The sequence below is a fragment of the Vibrio sp. D3 genome, assembly GCF_043995865.1.
Lineage (GTDB): Bacteria > Pseudomonadota > Gammaproteobacteria > Enterobacterales > Vibrionaceae > Vibrio > Vibrio diabolicus.
Genome location: NZ_CP171887.1, coordinates 1541765 through 1558649, shown reverse-complemented (window position 1 = coordinate 1558649; position 16885 = coordinate 1541765). Strand labels below are relative to the sequence as shown.

Sequence of the window (16885 nt, the reverse complement as noted above, 5' to 3'; positions counted from 1 at the left end):
GTTTTATAAAAAATAAATCCTTGGCACGTATTGTGATTACTCTCTTGATTAGTAATCAAATAACGAAGACTCAAGGAGAGCCACATGACAGACATCGTAGTATTTGGAGAAGATTTTGGCGGGCTACCCTCCTCCACTCAACACATTGTCAAACGACTAGCAACGAGCCACCGCATCCTTTGGGTTAACTCAATCGGTCTGCGTCAACCTAGGCTGACCGCTAAAGACATGCAACGTGCGTTAAACAAGCTCACTCGTGTGTTTGATAACGCTGGATCGCATAAGCCAACGTTAGAGTCTGCAATAAACCCAAATATTCACACCATTAACCTACTCACTATTCCTGCTCCAAGTTCTGCGCTGGCAAGAAAAGTAGCGGCTAAGATGATGAAATACCAGCTCAATAAACAGTTACACGCTCTTGGTTTTGATAAGCCTATATTTTGGACATCGCTCCCGACGGCCGCAGATGTTTGTGCGGAAATGAATTCACGTGGGCTAATTTACTATTGTGGCGATGACTTTAGCGCTTTAGCTGGTGTTGACCACGACACGGTTGCCAAGCATGAACGTACACTGGTTAACGCGGCTGATGTGATTTTTACAGCAAGTGACAAACTCGCCACTCAATTTCCATCTGGTAAAACCGTCACTTTGCCTCACGGTGTCGACTTTAGTCTGTTTTCTGAGCCAGCACCTAAGGCTGAAGATTTTCCTAATAATGGTCGCAAAGTGCTGGGCTTTTATGGCAGTTTGTCTGAATGGTTAGACTACGACTTAATTGCCCAAGTCGCAGACCAAGCGCCTGACTGGGATCTCGTGTTCATCGGCCCCAACGAGTTCAGTGACAATCCACTTCCACAAAGAAGCAACATATACTACCTGGGCCCGAGAGCGCATCACACTCTGCCACGTTACTCTCAACACTGGGATGCCAGTTGGTTGCCCTTTGTTGATAACGCTCAAATCAAGGCATGTAATCCGCTTAAACTTCTTGAGTACTTGGCAACAGGAACCCCTGTTATCAGCACACCCTTTCCCGCATTAATGCCCTACAAACATATGCTCCATGTGGTTCAAGATGTCGAAGACGTGCGTGCCAGTCTCGATCACCTCCTACCGCCACCGACAGATTCAAAGTCATTTGTTCAACAGCAACGCTGGGAAGCAAGAGCCAACCAAGTTGATAAATTAGTGAGGGCGCTATGAACGATTTAAGAGAAAACCTCAGAGTACTGTTACATGGTGCTTGGAGACGTCGCTACATAATCGTTATTCCTATGCTTGTATTGCCTGTGCTGGGTTTCATCGTAAGTAAACTGGTTCCGACGACTTATGTCGCTCATACAAGTATGCTTATCCAAGAGACAGCGAAAATGAACCCATTCCTTCAAGACCTTGCCGTCTCAACCATGCTGAAAGATCGATTGAGCGCACTCAGTACCTTGCTAAAAAGCCGACATGTTTTGTACTCAGTTGCCAAAGAACAAGCGCTGATTAGTGACGAAATGAGTGCCAAAGAGCAAGAGTTCATCATTAAAGATCTCGCGTCGCGTTTGTCTGTTCAGCAGCTCGGTAAGGACTTCATTCAAATCCAACTACGAAGTGGTAAACCGAATGGCATGGAGTCGATGTTACTCTCCGTCAGCGAACATTTTGTCGAACAGCTTTTAGCTCCTGAACGATCTTCAATTAAAGATTCAAGTCACTTTTTAACCATCCATATTAATAAACGCAGAGAAGAGTTGGATAAAGCAGAGCAAGCGTTCGCGGAATACAAGAATACTTACTCTCACGCGACGCCTGAAATGCAAGCACAAAGCCTAACTCGTCTGGCAAGCCTTAAACAAACCTTGGCAGAAAAAGAAGCGGAACTTGCTGGTGTTACCCGAAGCCTAGGTAGTTTGGACCAACAGCTTTCTAAAACCAACCCGGTTATCGGTAAGCTTGAAGAACAAATCATCGACATTCGTAGTGAGCTCACTTTGCTTCGCGCCAAGTACACTGAGGCGCATAGCATGGTTCAAGGCAAGCTACGAGAGTTAAACCGCTTGGAGCAAGAGCGCTCAGTACTATTGAACTCTAAACAACCGGAATTAAACAGCGCCCAACTTTGGGATATCGCAAGCAATACCACCGTAAACAGCCTTGGAGAAGCTCAGCCTCTTCTGGTCTCTCAGCTTCACCAACTGCAAATTATGCGCGGACGCTTTGAAGCCCTCACAGAAGAAACAAATAGCTTACGAACAATGATTCAAGAGTTAGAAAGTAATGCGCATCGATTTGGTAGCACAGCAACAGAAATCAACCGCCTAGCTCGTGATGTCGCGGTAAAAAGAGAAATGTATGATGACCTTGTGGAGCGTTATGAAATGGCTCAATTAACTGGTTCACTTGGCGTATTTGAAGAGAATAAACGCGTGAAAATCATTGATGAACCTTTCACACCAACCATTCCGTCTAACTTACCTAGTTTTGTGTTTGTCATTTTAGGGTTTATCGGTGGCGCGGGTTTGGGCATTGGATTAGCGACGATACTTGAGTTAGCAGATAACTCTATCCGCTCTAAAAGAGCATTAGAAAAGCACCTTGGCGTTCCTGTGATCACCACTCTACCTAAAGTGGTATACGGAAGCTAACAGCCGTTAACACTCCATTACAAGCACTCGTTCAGCGAGTGCTTTTCTTTTTGTGCTTATTCTAACTCCGCATAAGGTTTCCACTAATATGAATCTCAAATTGAGAATAAACATCGCTCTTCATATGTATCGCCATTAGATCATTGTTTTTAAAGGCTTAATTTATTGGCACACAGTCTGCTATTCCTAAATAAACAAAGAACTCAACGAGGGTTTGAGAATGGAATTCAGACAAAAACAAAATAGCAGTCAACGCAATAAAAAAGTGATATTACACGTCGTGCAGCACTTAGCTCCTGGCGGTTTGGAAACGCTCGTATTAGAGATGCTTCGTTTTGCGCAACCGAATCATTCCGTCTTTGTCGTAAGTTTAGAGGGAAGCAAAGAGCAAACACTGCAATGCTGGTCAAAACTCTCGGCCTACCAAGGCCAGCTGCACTTTCTCAATAAGAAACCTGGATTCAGCGGAAAAACCATCAGTACGCTGACTTCCATGCTCAAAGGACTTAAGCCTGATGTGGTCCACACTCACCATATCGGACCACTCTTATATGGTGGGATTGCGGCACGCTTAGCGCAGGTGCCAGTAATTATCCATACTGAGCACGACGCCTGGCATCTGAATAACAGAAAGTCAGCTCGATTGCAGTCCCTACTGCTAAAAATGATTCGTCCACATGTGGTTGCCGATGCGAACTTTGTCGCCGAACAAATCCAGACAAAACTGAATTACCGCAAAGTCTGCACCATTCACAATGGAATCGATTGCCAGAAATTTCAAAGCGGTAATCAAGCAACCAAGAGAAACTTGTTTGGGCTTCCAGCCAACAAAACCGTGATTGGAGTGGCTGGACGTTTAGAAGCAGTTAAAGGCCATAAAGTGCTTATCGAAGCCTTCTCTCATCTTACGCCAAACACACACCTAGCCATTGCTGGAGATGGTTCTCAGAGAGCTCAATTGGAAGCACAAGTTAGAACGTTAAAACTTGAGGATCGCGTTACCTTTTTAGGCTTGGTCGATGATATGCCCAGCTTTTACCAAAGCCTCGATTTATTTTGTTTACCGTCGCTTCAAGAGGGTTTCCCCCTCTCAACACTAGAAGCTCAAGCATGTGACATTCCTTGTGTCGCAACCGATGTTGGTGGCGTGAAAGAGACGCTCTGCCCGATTAACAGCACATTGGTTGAAGCCAACCGAGTGTTCTCTTTGGCGGAAGCTTTGTCGCTGCAATTGAAATCAACCCATGGTTCTCCTCGAACTTTTATTCTCAAACATTTTGATATCAGAGACATGGTGAGTCGCTACTCACGTTTGGCCAAAGAGGCTAGCTATGAATGATTTACTTTGGATTACAGGTTTTGGTTTATCCGCATTTTTGATTGTCTATCATCATGTTGGTTATCCATTGCTACTTAAATGGCTTCCTTTAAAACAGCAAAAAACCACAGCACCATTTGTAGAGCGAGCTTACAAAGCCTCTCAAACAGACAGTCAGTTACCATCTATTACTGTCATCGTGCCCGCCTACAATGAAGAACAATGGATAGCAGAAAAGATCCGCAACCTTGCGAGCTTAGATTACCCAAGAGATAAATTGAAAGTGGTGATCGCATGTGATGGCTGCACAGATAACACAACCGAGATTGCTCAAGCGACGATTCAAGAAGCAATCTGCTCCGATACACTGTTCATCATTAATGACCACCAAGTCAATCGCGGTAAAGTTGCCCTACTCAACGAAGAAATGCGTCATGTTAGCTCGGACATTACCGCACTGAGTGATACATCGGCATTGATTTCTTGCGATTCTCTGTTGCTAGCTAGTCAGCATTATCAAAATGAGAAGGTTGGAGTGGTTAACGCGACATATCAAATAATGAGTACCGATAACCAAGGTGAAGCAGCGTACTGGCAATACCAGTCTCGAGTGAAGCACCAAGAATCCTTGCTGGGTTCAACGATTGGTTCTCACGGTGCGTTTTATACATTCAGAACCCACCTATTTGAACCACTTGAAGTCAGCACCATCAATGACGATTTTATTCTCCCTATGAGAATCGTTTTGCGAGGCTATAACGCTATCTACGAACCTAACATGCTAGCTCTTGAACTCGAACAAAGCTCAGACGACGCAGACTTCAAGCGACGCCTAAGAATTTCAGCGGGTAACATGCAGCAGCTCATGCAATTAAAGAAATTACTGCTACCTCGCTATCGTGGCACTGCCTTTGCATTTCTATCGGGAAAGGTTCTGCGCTTAGCAACACCCTATTTGATGATTGTTTGCTTGGTTTGTTCACTGCTACTGGCACACAACCCGCTGTTTCAAATAATGCTGCTCGCTCAAGCCTGTGTTTATGGTATCGCACTTGTCACTTATTTGGTGCCTGCACTTAACACGGTCAAGCCTTTTAAACTGATTAGCTACATCGTCATTGGTCATCTCGCCAATTTCATCGGCGGAATGAAGTATTTGCTAGGAATGGAAAATGGGCGTTGGAAACGCGTCAACCAATAAGGAAAGCATCATGAAAAACTCACGCTACGATTCAAATGTATGCCACGCGAAAAGAACGTTTGATGTACTGGTTGCAATGTTTATTTTGCTCGTCACTGCACCACTATTCCCATTTATCGCGCTAGCTATAAAAATCACATCGAAAGGCCCAGTGATCTATCGTCAACTGCGTGTTGGGCGCTGTACACCAGAAAAAATGGATCTTTTTCAAATCATGAAGTTTCGCACCATGTATATTGATGCGGAGCAACGCTCCGGTGCAGTTTGGGCAACCGAGAATGATCCTCGAATCACACCAGTAGGACGTTTTTTACGTAAGACGCGTTTAGATGAGTTACCACAGCTGTTTAATGTATTGAGAGGTGAAATGTCGATGATCGGGCCACGTCCAGAGCGCCCTGCTTTCTACCAAAAGTTGGAAGATGAAATCCCTTATTTTGTAGAACGCACATATGGCGTATTACCAGGAATTACAGGCCTAGCACAAGTTAACCAAGGCTATGATGCTTGCATTGAAGATGTGCGACGTAAAGTTGGTTTTGACCACAGTTACGCACTAAGCTTAGGTTCGTTCTACTCTTGGATTTCAATGGACCTTTCAATCATGAGTAAAACATTCGTTGTAATGATTGATGGACGAGGCCAGTAGTTTCTCGATTCTGGTAACGGTCACTCTTGCCACTGGCGTCGCATCTTTTCGATGGTCGCTGGTGGCACATCATGAATGCTTTGATACGCTCCGCGACACACTTTAACTTCCACCTCAATGCGCTTCTTCACGCAGTAGTCCAAGTAACGCTTCATCTCCCAGTGCCGAACAAACGTATTACTCACAATCACGACTTTCCCTTTGTTCAACCACTTTCGAGTTTGCTGAAAACACCATTCATGCGCTTGGGGTAATTCAGTTGGGTTAAAGTGATAATCACCTTCATCATTTTCAAAATACATGTCAGCTTCAAAATGCTTAGCACCAAGCTCTATCGCCAATTGCTTTGCTAAGGTTGTTTTACCTGAACCTGGAAGTCCACGAATAAGAATGAGTTTAGCCAGTGACATAATGCTGTTAAATGAGGTGGAAATAAGCCCAAACTGTAACGGAATTATTGAAAAAGAAAAGTAGAAATAAAAAATGCCGAGCGCATTAGGCTCGGCATTTAAATTCAATAGTGGATAGTGTTTATTTGTAAGCTGACAGTTCGGTTCTTAACCCTTTAACCAAGCTTACACACATCAACAACAGAACAAAGGTAAACGGTAATCCCGTTGCAACCACACCGGACTGCAATGCTTGCAAGGCTTCTTTACCACCAACCCAAAGCATAACAGCTGCAATCGCACCTTCAATACAAGCCCAGAAAATACGCTGTGGAATTGGTGCATCAATCTTACCACCCGCAGTGATACTATCGATAACCAGTGAGCCAGAGTCTGATGATGTAATAAAGAACACCAGAATCAGCACGATAGAAAGCATTGAAATCACTGAGCTATACGGAAGCGCATCGTAAACATGGAACAGAGTCAGTGAAATATCAGTTAGACCATTTGCACCTAGCTCACCAACTTTATTCACCACTTGGTCAAGCGCGATACCACCGAATACAGACATCCAAATCAAGGTAACGACAGTAGGAATAACGATCACTGCGAACAGGAATTCTCGAACCGTACGACCTTTAGACACACGCGCGATAAACATACCAACAAACGGTGACCAAGATACCCACCAAGCCCAGTAGAATACGGTCCAGCCGTGCATCCAAGTTTCATCTTCACGACCGTGAGGGTTGCTCAACGGGATAATATTTTCAATGTAAGCCATTGTTGTGTCGCGTAGCGAACCCCACGCCGTATCAAACGTGATAAAGGTAATGAAAATAAGCAGAGCAAACGCAACCACCATATTGACGTTACTCAGTAGCTTAACACCACCATCAATACCACGAATTACTGATAGCACCGCGATAAAGGTAACAAAGGTGATCACAATCATTTGTGTACCAATGCCGCCTTCTAGACCAAAGACATGGTTAATACCACTGGTCGCCTGCTGAGCACCGAGACCCAGCGACGTTGCAAGACCAAACAGCGTGGATAAAACGGCAAGAATGTCGATAACATGTCCTAACCAACCCCATGCTCGGTCACCAAAAATTGGATAAAACGCCGCGCGCAATGAAAGCGGTAAACCCTTGTTAAAAGCAAAAAACGCAAGTGCTAGTGCAACGAGTGCGTAAATACTCCAACCATGCACACCCCAGTGGAACATGGTGGCACCCATCGCGAGAGATTTCGCTTCTTCTGTGTATGGCACTGCGTTCAGTGGCATTCCCCACCAATCAGTGAAGTACGCGGTCGGCTCCGCCACACTCCAGAACAGAAGGCCAATACCCATACCAGCAGCAAAGAGCATCGACAACCAAGAAACGGTTGAGTGATCCGGCGTTGCTTCTTTGCCACCTAAGCGGATTTTACCCAGCGGAGAAAAAAGAAGAGCAACAGCGAATAATAAGAAGAAGTTTGTCGACCACATAAAGAACGCATCAAACTGTTCGATAATTCCGTTTTTCAGACCGTTTAATACATCACGAGCAGTGGTTGGCTCAACAAGAAGAAGTGAAATTAGACAGAAAACAACGAGACCCGCACTGATGCCAAAAACGGGGTTATGTATGTCGAATCCCCACTTTTGAACGTTGTCCTGTCCAACCTGATAGTCTGTTGTGTCGATACTATATTTTTTAAATGCATTATCCATAAATACAAATTTAACGTGAATTTGAAACGCCCCTCAGGTGAGAAGAACTCCAATACCGCCCTCCATTAATTTGAACTCTAAAGTTTTAAAGCGGGGCGAAGTTTAGCAGTAATCACATATTTTTGCAAAAAATCGCCATTTATTGCATTTTTGGCTCAGTTAAAGGCAGATGAGAACAAAGTAATATCAACACAAAAATTATGAGGTCTAACGATTGATTTTATCGTAATTTGATCGTTCGAAAAGCACTGGAAATACTTGCGCTCTGTGGCTTTATCATTGATGGACGCGTAAATTGAGATAAGTAACACTGACTTGGTTTCAAAGCTAGCGATGAAACCATGTCAGTAAAGTTTTCATATAGATTGAGTATTATAGGAAATGGAAGGTAATATTCCCCGTCACACTGCTCACGGTGTCACTATCGCTGTCAATATCCACGCCAAACGCTTGATAGCTTGCCCCAATAGAAACATTATCGAGCAAGAAGTATTCGGCACCGACACCATACATGTAGGAGACACCATCATCTTTATCTAAATTTCTCAGTCCGCCGTCATAATCAACATTGAATGCATTGATGCCACCTTTGGCATAGACATGAAGCGGCCCAAAGTCGATGCTTGGTTTCGCTGCTAAATAGAATGAATCAAAATCAGCACTACCCCTGCTGCCACTCAGTGATAAATCCACTTTGCCGTGGTTAAAGTAACCTACCTCAATGCCAATGAATGGCAAAATACCAGTACCTACATGAATGCCGTAGGTTGTATCGTTTTCGCTATCGATATCAGATTGACCAATTTGACCGCCAGCGTAAATCCATGAGTCAGCCATTGCTGATGTTGAGCACAACGTTAGAGCTAATAACGAGAGTGTTTTTTTCATACTATCCCTTCCTGAGCGATTTCTAAGCGAAACATTACGCAAATATGCGCATTTAATCGCCACTATATATTGGAAAGCATGAGCATTTTAAGATCCAAAAGTGAATAATTTATGTTCAACTTTTGTTTTGTGACTTCCAGACAAAAAAACACCGACATAAAGTCGGTGTTTTTCATATGGGTGTTAGAAAGCTAGACGCTTATAGGAAATGCAGTGTTGCGTTAACAGAGAACGTGCCGATATCGTCTTTACCCGCCGTGTAGTTCATGTAGCTAGCACCAACAGACATCGGACCAAAAATGAAGTACTCAGCACCTACACCATACATTAGATCCAAATCGTCATCGTCTTTGCCGCCTTTCACTTCTTTGTCCCACTGGTGGAAGCCACCTTTTGCATACACATGCAGTGGACCAAAGTCGATGCTTGGCTTAAGTGCTGCGTAGTAAGACGTTAGCTTAGTGTCTTGACCATTTACATTAAATTCACCGTGTTGCGTTACACCAGCTTCAATACCAATGATAGGTAGAATGCCTGTACCAACGTGAACAGAGTATGATGTATCCGTCTCACCTTTGTAGTCAGACTGACCTACTGTTGCACCACCGTAAATCCAAGAATCTGCCATTGCCGCAGAAGATGCGCCAAGTAGCGCCACTGCTAATAGAGTTTTTTTCATCATCTACCTTTACTCTTTATTATTCCCACGTCTGCATAACTCAGTCGTTGGTACTACAAATAAAGGGAGGCGAACCATTGCCTCCCAGAACTAAAAAATAACGCTTATTGAGTTACTAGCAATTAGTGTACCAGTAACCTCATACGCGATAATTGCAAATCTGACGCTATTTTACTGGTTGATTAGCAAGCATCAATCGCGTTTTTGACTCGTTTATCAGAAACAGGATAAGGAGTGCCTAATTGTTGAGCAAAGTAACTCACGCGAAGCTCTTCAATCATCCAACGCACTTCTTTTACGTTTTCAGGAATGGCCACGCCTTTCGGGATCTTATTCAGCAACTCTTTATAGTCTTGAGTCACAGATTCAATCTTCAGCATGTGTAAACGATCTTTGTTTGGATCGATTGGCAACTTCTCCATACGACGCTCTATCGCACGCATGTAGCGAAGAATATCCGGCAAGCGTTTCCAGCCACATTCCGTCGCAAAGCCTTTGAAGATCAAGCCTTCAATTTGTGCTTTGATATCGGACAGAGCAAACGCCATAGTGAAGTCGATTTTGCCTTTTAGCTTCTTATTGATGCTGAACGCCGTTGTCAGAATAGTCTCAACCTGTTTCGCGATCTCTACGACGGTATCACCCAGTTCAGCACGAACGTGTTCTTTCAACGCTTCGAACTTCTCTGGCTCCCAAACTAAGCCACCCTGCTCTTCAATAAGCTTATCGACACCACAGGCGATACAGTCATCAATCAGATCAAGCACTTTGCCGTAAGGGTTAAAATACAAACCCAACTTCGATTTGTTCGGTAAGTTAGCGTGCAGATATTTAATTGGAGACGGCACATTCAACAAAATCAAACGACGCTGACCAGCACGCATTGCCGTTATCTGCTCGTACTCCGTTTCGTAGAGTTTGATTTCAACGCTGTCTTTGCTATCAACAAGTGCTGGATAGGCTTTTACATCGTAGCCACCACGTTTTTGTTGATACACTTTCGGCAATTCACCGAAGCTCCACGTATGCAGACCTTGCTGCTCAATATCGTCATCTGCCACTTTGGAAAGCGTTTCTTGAACTTTGTCTTTCAAGCTCTCTTTCAATTCGTGAAGGTCTTTATGTTCCTTCAGTTTGCGATTTCGATGATCAACCGCTCGGAACGTGACTTTCAAGTGCTCAGGCACCTGTTCCAAGTTCCAGTCTTCACGCAATACTTCTACACCCGTCATACGGCGCAACTCTTTCTCCAATGAATCTAGCAGCGGCGCTTCCATTGGCGTGACGCGAGCTAAGAATGCATCGACATAGTTTGGCGCAGGCACAAAGTTCTTACGAATCGTCTTCGGCAGCGATTTAATCAAGCTAACCACAAGCTCATGACGTAAACCTGGGATCTGCCAATCAAAGCCCGCTGGTTCAACTTGGTTTAAAATCGGCAACGGCAAATGCACTGTGACACCGTCACTATCATCGCCCGGTTCAAATTGGTAACTCAACTTGAGCTTCAAACCATTTTGATGCCAGAAGTTCGGGTAATCCAAATCGGTGACATGACTAGCATCGCCCTTGAACAGCATCTCTTTTTCAAAGTTCAGCAGTTCAGGATCTTCTTTCGATGCTTTTTTCCACCACGTATCGAAATGTTTACCAGACACCACTTCGGTACCAACACGTTGGTCATAGAAATCAAACAGCTCATCATCATCCACCAAGATGTCACGACGACGAGATTTGTGTTCAAGCTCTTCCACTTCCTGCAGAAGCTTACGGTTTTGCTTAAAGAACGCGTGTTTGGTTTCCCACTCACCTTCAACCAATGCACTACGAATAAAGATTTCGCGGCTAACGGTCGGATCGATACTGCCGTAGTTGACCAAACGCTTCGGTACGATTGGTACGCCGTAAAGCATGACTTTTTCATGCGCCATCACCGCCGCGCGTTTCTTCGACCAATGCGGTTCGCTGTAACTGCGCTTGATAAGGTGTTTGGCTAATGGCTCAATCCACTCCGGCTGAATCTTGGCAATGATGCGACCCCAAAGTTTCGAGGTTTCCACCAACTCGGCTGACATTATCCACTTAGGTTGTTTCTTAAATAGACCCGATGCAGGGAAGATATGGAAACGAGCGTTACGCGCGCCTTGGTATTCATTCTTCTCTTGGTCTTTCATACCGATGTGCGACAACAAACCAACCAAGATCGCACTGTGTACACCATGGTAAGAAGCAGGCTCATCGTTAAGTTTGAATTCCATTTCACGCATCGATTGATGAATTTGGAAGTACACATCTTGCCACTCACGCACGCGCAAGTAGTTCAAATAGTCTTGCTTACATTGCTTGCGGAACTGATTGCTAGACAAGGCTTTTTGCTGCTTTTGGATGTATTCCCACAAATTCACAAATGTCAGGAAGTCCGACTCTTCATGGAAGAAACGACGGTGCTTATCATCTGATGATTGTTGTTTGTCTGAAGGACGCTCGCGTGGGTCTTGAATCGACAGGGCAGCTGCGATGATCATCACTTCTTTAAGCGCACCATATTTTGGCGCTTCCAAAACCATACGCGCCAAGCGTGGGTCGATTGGCAAACGAGCTAATTGGCGACCGATGGAAGTCAGGCGTTTTTTCGGGTCTTTTACCTCAGAATTAATCGCGCCAAGCTCTTCCAGCAAACGAACACCATCTTGGATGTTACGTTTGTCCGGCGCTTCCACAAATGGGAAAGCTTGAATATCGCCCAAGCCAAGTGCCGTCATCTGTAAGATAACCGATGCTAGGTTGGTACGCAGGATCTCGGGATCGGTAAACTCTGGGCGCGACTCAAAATCTTCTTCTGAGTACAGACGGATACAGATCCCCTCTTCCACACGACCACAACGACCTTTACGTTGGTTCGCACTCGCCTGAGAAACCGGCTCAATAGGAAGACGCTGAACCTTAGTTCGGTAACTGTAGCGGCTAATGCGCGCCGTGCCCGGATCGATAACATACTTGATGCCCGGAACGGTTAGCGAGGTTTCTGCCACGTTGGTTGCCAGTACAATTCGGCGACCAGTATGAGGTTGGAAAATCTTGTTCTGCTCGCCCGCCGACAAACGCGCGTAAAGCGGCACAATTTCGGTGCTCTTCAGATTGCGTTTAGACAGTGCATCTGCGGTATCACGAATTTCACGCTCACCGTTCATGAAGATCAGGATGTCACCTAAACCTTCATCGCACAATTCGTCTACCGCTTCGAAGATGCCTTCAAGTTGGTCACGATCATTGTCGTCATCACCGCTTAATGGGCGGTAACGCGTTTCTACTGGGTAAGTACGACCTGACACTTCAATAATTGGTGCATTGTTGAAGTGTTTTGAGAAGCGCTCTGGGTCAATGGTTGCCGACGTGATGATCACTTTCAAATCAGGACGACGTGGTAGCAACTCTTTCAAGTAACCCAAGATGAAATCGATGTTAAGACTGCGCTCGTGCGCTTCATCGATAATAATGGTGTCGTATTGATTCAAGAAACGGTCATGCTGAATTTCAGCCAGCAAGATACCGTCCGTCATCAATTTGATTTGGGTATTTTCAGAGATCTGATCGTTGAATCGAACCTTGTAACCAACAAACTCACCAAGCTTGGTTTCCATCTCTTCGGCAATACGGTTAGCAACCGAACGCGCTGCAAGACGACGAGGCTGAGTATGACCAATCAGACCGAACTTACCGCGACCAAGCTCAGCGCAGATTTTTGGCAGCTGAGTGGTTTTACCAGAACCGGTTTCACCCGCGACGATAACCACTTGGTTTTCTTCAATAGCTTTAGCGATGTCGTCACGCTTTTGGCTGACGGGCAGAATTTCTGGGTATTCAATCGTTGGTTTGTAGTTGCTGCGTTGTTCCGCAACCATCATCGATTTAGCAATGTCGAGTGCAATTTCATCAAACACAGCATTACGTGCTGCATCTTTCTTAATTTTGCTCGCACCAGAAATGCGTTTACTTAAACGGAAGCGGTCACGCATCATGCACTGGCTTAACGCTTTACGTAGAGACGCCGCGCTATTCACTTGAGCCTGAGGTGCTTTATCTTGTTTCGCTGTCGCCTTTTGCACACCATTTGACGGTGTCGCTTGCTCTTCAGCGGGATTCTTTTTTGGGGGCTGTGACGAAGTCAAAGCGTTTCCTATTCTTTTCATTACAAAAACTGCGCGGATTGTATCACACAAGATCTGCAACAAGATAACCGAAACCACATTCAAATTTTTCGAACATGTTCAGCGAATCCCTATACTTTTTAACCAACGTGCCTCGCTTATAATGGCTCCCATAGTCAAAAGCACTTATTTAAGGAATAACCATTATGTCTCGTGTACTAGCTCTAAAATCAAGCATCCTTGGCGATTACTCTCAATCAAACAAACTGGTTGAAGACTTCATCAAAAATGTAGACCAAGACAAGCTAACTGTTCGTGATTTGGCTGCCAACCCATTACCAGTTTTGGACTTCGCCGTTGCCACTGCACTTCGCGCAACGGAAGATCTTTCACAAGAACAACAAGCGGTTGTCGAACTGTCGGATACCCTTATTGAAGAAGTAAAAGCCGCAGACACTTTGGTTATTGCCGCACCAATGTATAACTTTACAATTCCAACTCAGCTTAAAAACTGGATTGATTTGATTGCTCGTGCTGGCGTGACATTCAAATACACTGAAAACGGCGTTCAAGGCCTGATCGAAGGTAAGAAAGCGATTGTCATCACGACTCGCGGTGGTATCCATAAAGATTCACCAACAGACAACGTCACACCATACCTGCGTACCGTGCTAGGTTTCGTTGGTATCACTGATGTGGAATTTGTTTATGCGGAAGCGCTAAACATGGGTGAAGATTTCGCTGCGAAAGGCATTTCTGAAGCGCAGAGCCAACTTGCAGCGATAGCGTAAATTGGCCTAAGTTCAAGAACAAGTAGAATACAAATAACAAGGGATTGGTTCGCGCCAATCCCTTGTCGATCAAAATACCCTAATCGTGTTTAGAAGTTATCTTATTTCTCCCAGAGCGATTCACTTTCTCTAAGTTGTGTAGCGCTTCGTGATAGAGCTTTTCCAAAGACTGCTCAGCTTCGTTTATCATATTCTCAATCATCGCATCAAACGCGACATCACTCGGAATTTCGAGATCGTCTCCAACGTCAACCTCAAGAGAATTGACGTACAACACTAACCATTCATCACTCTCTAAATGTCCTTCCCCGTGGACGACAAAAAAGCGCTTGGCAAATTCATCGTTGGTACAGTTTATCGCCTCAATTTGAATATTGAATGAGGAGTCGATACTCATGGTGCTCATGCCATCCGATTCATCAGATGCATCACAAACAGCCTTAACTTTGGCACGATACACGAAGGTTCGCGTTGAAAGCAGCATTGTATTATTCATCATTACTCATAATGGGCGATAAAGAAGTCAGTTGCAAATCCGACCTATATGCATCTTACGATGCTCTAAAACTCGAACTGGAAGTAAATGGTATTGTAGTTGCTCCCGCCTTTAATGCGCCCAAACTGGGACGCACTTTCGAAAATTGCTGAGCGGTGATGCAATGAATAACCCACCCACATATTTTCCCAGTTTTTTTGGTTGAATAAGTCACCTATATTTACATCAAACGAGAAGTCTAAGTAGTTCAGTAGCTTACTTGGTGTATAACCCTTGTCTTCCATTTCGGTTCCTTCGATGTAGGTAATGTTGTCGACGTATGACATACCTTCCGCAACACCAAATCGCCAAGTCGTTGGCCAATTAACGGTATAATAAGCCTTAATCGCCATCACGTATTCTGTGCTCGCGGACTGAACACTGGACGACCAGTGATGAACCAAACCTGGCGTTAAATAAATATCAAGAGGAAAACCAAACAACTCGTCCGTTAGCGGGTGCCCATAAAACAATGAAGTAAGTTGATTGTCGTATGGGTCTTTTTCTCTCTCAAAGCTAAATATTTCACCAATATTTGAAGGCGTCGCCCAACCATGCGCGATACGTAGGTATGGTTTATTGCTCAGTGTTGATTTCGGAGCTTTGCCTTTATCGTTGAAAAAACCAAAACCGACAAACACTTCTCCCTGATATCGGTCTTCTACAAGCTGGCTGTTGTAGGCATTATCATCTAAGCGAGTGACACTCGTCTCCCCCAATAAATACAAGTTGGAAGTCACATGATAACGCGCTTTGATGCCGAGGTTGGCGTCAAGTCCTGCTCCAATTCTTTCCCCAGTAACATCTTTAAACGCATAATATTCACTGTTGAAGTCAGCGTCTTTGTATCGAATCGTGATAGATGGCTCTAACTCCCAATCACCAAACGCATAATTAGCGGCAAGGCGATAATTAGAGTGAAACTGGAGTTCATCGTCCGTCATTAATTCTAACTCTGCGCGCCAGTTGTCGTTAATGCTATAACGAACTTGACCACCAAAGTCGACTCTGTCCCCTTCATTGGCATTTTGTAGCGACATGGGAATATCAACAAATCTCAATCGCATGATCGCACTCGCGCGCCAGTCAGAATCACTCTCGTCATACAGAAAAACGCCGCCTTCAATGCCATTGATATACAAATGCTCGTTTTCAAAGAACATCATTGGTACAAATGTACTCACCGTCGAGTCATTATCGGCGGTATAAAACGGGATCGATGCGGTGCGATACATCGCTGCAATTCCCCACGTTTGCTCTTCTACACCATACGCAGAAGAAGCCATCGCAGCTAAAGGCAAAGTGAGTGTTGTTAGAATTAATCTCTTCATGAGTTCGAAAAATGTTGGTTGAGAAGCAGGCAAACATCAATGATTTGCCATTTAAAGCTTATGTTCTTCTGATGATAGCCGTTACAATGACAAATGTTGTCATCCTCGTGACAGTTTGAGTCCCAAGATTATATTAATATTGCACGACTAGATGAGCTTATTTGTGAATATTTTTACTATCGTAACAAGCTCTTAAAACTCTAGCTTAGTTCTAAATCAAACATAATGAAGTAAAAAGTGAAAGCATCAGAACTTATCTCTACCTTGAATCATTTACCCGCAGACACGGACCCAGACATTGTGATGGGAGAAGCATGGCTGCCTGAAAGGTTGATAGGGACTCAACTTGAAGGTGACATGTTATTTTTGCACTTTGATAATGCTCCAGAAGATGGTCAGGGAGACGAAGAGGGACGCGGCTTCGTCGAGCACGAAATAGATCTAATCAGAACGCGACTTCAGCAGATTTTGGATGAAGACAGTGATAACGCGTCAAAAGCCGATGCCATGCTAGGTTTATTCCTTATGGGACATGAACTTAGCAGTTCACAAGTTATCGAAATATTAGAAGAAGAAGCTGACACATAAGGAGCC

14 protein-coding genes are annotated in these 16885 nt (G+C 44.4%); 7 read left to right on the top strand and 7 right to left on the bottom strand.

What is annotated here, in order from left to right:
- Window positions 1-84 precede the first annotated feature (84 nt).
- The 5 genes from ACHFJ9_RS15160 (at window position 85) to ACHFJ9_RS15140 (ending at window position 5807) form a co-directional block, all read left to right on the top strand.
- Window positions 85-1209, top strand: a complete 1125-nt coding sequence (locus ACHFJ9_RS15160; RefSeq protein WP_395357357.1) for a glycosyltransferase — start codon at window positions 85-87, stop codon at window positions 1207-1209.
- Entirely contained in the window at window positions 1206-2639 is a 1434-nt protein-coding gene (locus tag ACHFJ9_RS15155) for a GumC family protein (protein ID WP_395357355.1), read from the top strand. The genes ACHFJ9_RS15160 and ACHFJ9_RS15155 overlap by 4 nt, the downstream gene beginning before the upstream one ends.
- A gap of 220 nt (window positions 2640-2859) precedes the next feature.
- Window positions 2860-3978, top strand: coding sequence for a glycosyltransferase (locus tag ACHFJ9_RS15150; protein WP_046875244.1), 1119 nt, complete (start codon window positions 2860-2862; stop codon window positions 3976-3978).
- Window positions 3971-5158 carry a glycosyltransferase family 2 protein gene (locus tag ACHFJ9_RS15145; RefSeq protein WP_395357353.1) on the top strand — a complete coding sequence of 396 codons (1188 nt, stop codon included), beginning with the start codon at window positions 3971-3973 and terminating at the stop codon, window positions 5156-5158. Before ACHFJ9_RS15150 ends, ACHFJ9_RS15145 begins: the two co-directional genes overlap by 8 nt.
- Window positions 5159-5168: 10 nt before the next feature.
- A complete protein-coding gene (locus tag ACHFJ9_RS15140; protein WP_005394228.1) occupies window positions 5169-5807 on the top strand; it encodes a sugar transferase in 639 nt (212 codons plus the stop codon).
- Between the two features lie 20 nt (window positions 5808-5827).
- Here the strand turns inward: ACHFJ9_RS15140 and ACHFJ9_RS15135 are convergent, their stop codons facing one another.
- The 5 genes from ACHFJ9_RS15135 to hrpA all read right to left on the bottom strand — a co-directional run bounded on the left by ACHFJ9_RS15135 (window position 5828) and on the right by hrpA (window position 13655).
- Window positions 5828-6217, bottom strand: a complete 390-nt coding sequence (locus ACHFJ9_RS15135; RefSeq protein ID WP_005394226.1) for an ATP-binding protein — start codon at window positions 6215-6217, stop codon at window positions 5828-5830.
- Window positions 6218-6338: 121 nt separating this feature from the next.
- Entirely contained in the window at window positions 6339-7919 is a 1581-nt protein-coding gene (locus ACHFJ9_RS15130) for a BCCT family transporter (RefSeq protein ID WP_005394224.1), read from the bottom strand.
- A 372-nt stretch (window positions 7920-8291) separates the two neighbouring features.
- Entirely contained in the window at window positions 8292-8807 is a 516-nt protein-coding gene (locus tag ACHFJ9_RS15125) for an outer membrane beta-barrel protein (protein WP_395357350.1), read from the bottom strand.
- Between the two features lie 199 nt (window positions 8808-9006).
- On the bottom strand, window positions 9007-9486 hold the full coding sequence (locus ACHFJ9_RS15120; protein WP_005394221.1) for an outer membrane beta-barrel protein: 480 nt from the start codon (window positions 9484-9486) through the stop codon (window positions 9007-9009).
- 182 nt (window positions 9487-9668) lie between these two features.
- Window positions 9669-13655 (bottom strand): ATP-dependent RNA helicase HrpA, encoded by a 3987-nt coding sequence (gene hrpA / locus ACHFJ9_RS15115; protein ID WP_395357348.1) that lies wholly within the window; start codon window positions 13653-13655, stop codon window positions 9669-9671.
- A 185-nt stretch (window positions 13656-13840) separates the two neighbouring features.
- On the opposite strand from hrpA, the gene ACHFJ9_RS15110 reads away from it, so the two are divergent.
- Entirely contained in the window at window positions 13841-14425 is a 585-nt protein-coding gene (locus tag ACHFJ9_RS15110) for an FMN-dependent NADH-azoreductase (protein ID WP_046875241.1), read from the top strand.
- Window positions 14426-14504: 79 nt separating this feature from the next.
- Here ACHFJ9_RS15110 and ACHFJ9_RS15105 read toward each other — a convergent pair whose 3' ends face one another.
- The gene (locus tag ACHFJ9_RS15105) at window positions 14505-14924 is read right to left on the bottom strand and encodes a hypothetical protein (RefSeq protein ID WP_225480717.1); all 420 of its coding nucleotides are present in this window, start codon (window positions 14922-14924) and stop codon (window positions 14505-14507) included.
- A gap of 62 nt (window positions 14925-14986) precedes the next feature.
- Entirely contained in the window at window positions 14987-16291 is a 1305-nt protein-coding gene (locus ACHFJ9_RS15100; RefSeq protein WP_109168367.1) for a MipA/OmpV family protein, read from the bottom strand.
- A gap of 237 nt (window positions 16292-16528) precedes the next feature.
- Between ACHFJ9_RS15100 and ACHFJ9_RS15095 the strand changes: the two genes are divergently transcribed.
- Entirely contained in the window at window positions 16529-16879 is a 351-nt protein-coding gene (locus ACHFJ9_RS15095) for a hypothetical protein (protein WP_074191431.1), read from the top strand.
- Window positions 16880-16885 lie beyond the last annotated feature (6 nt).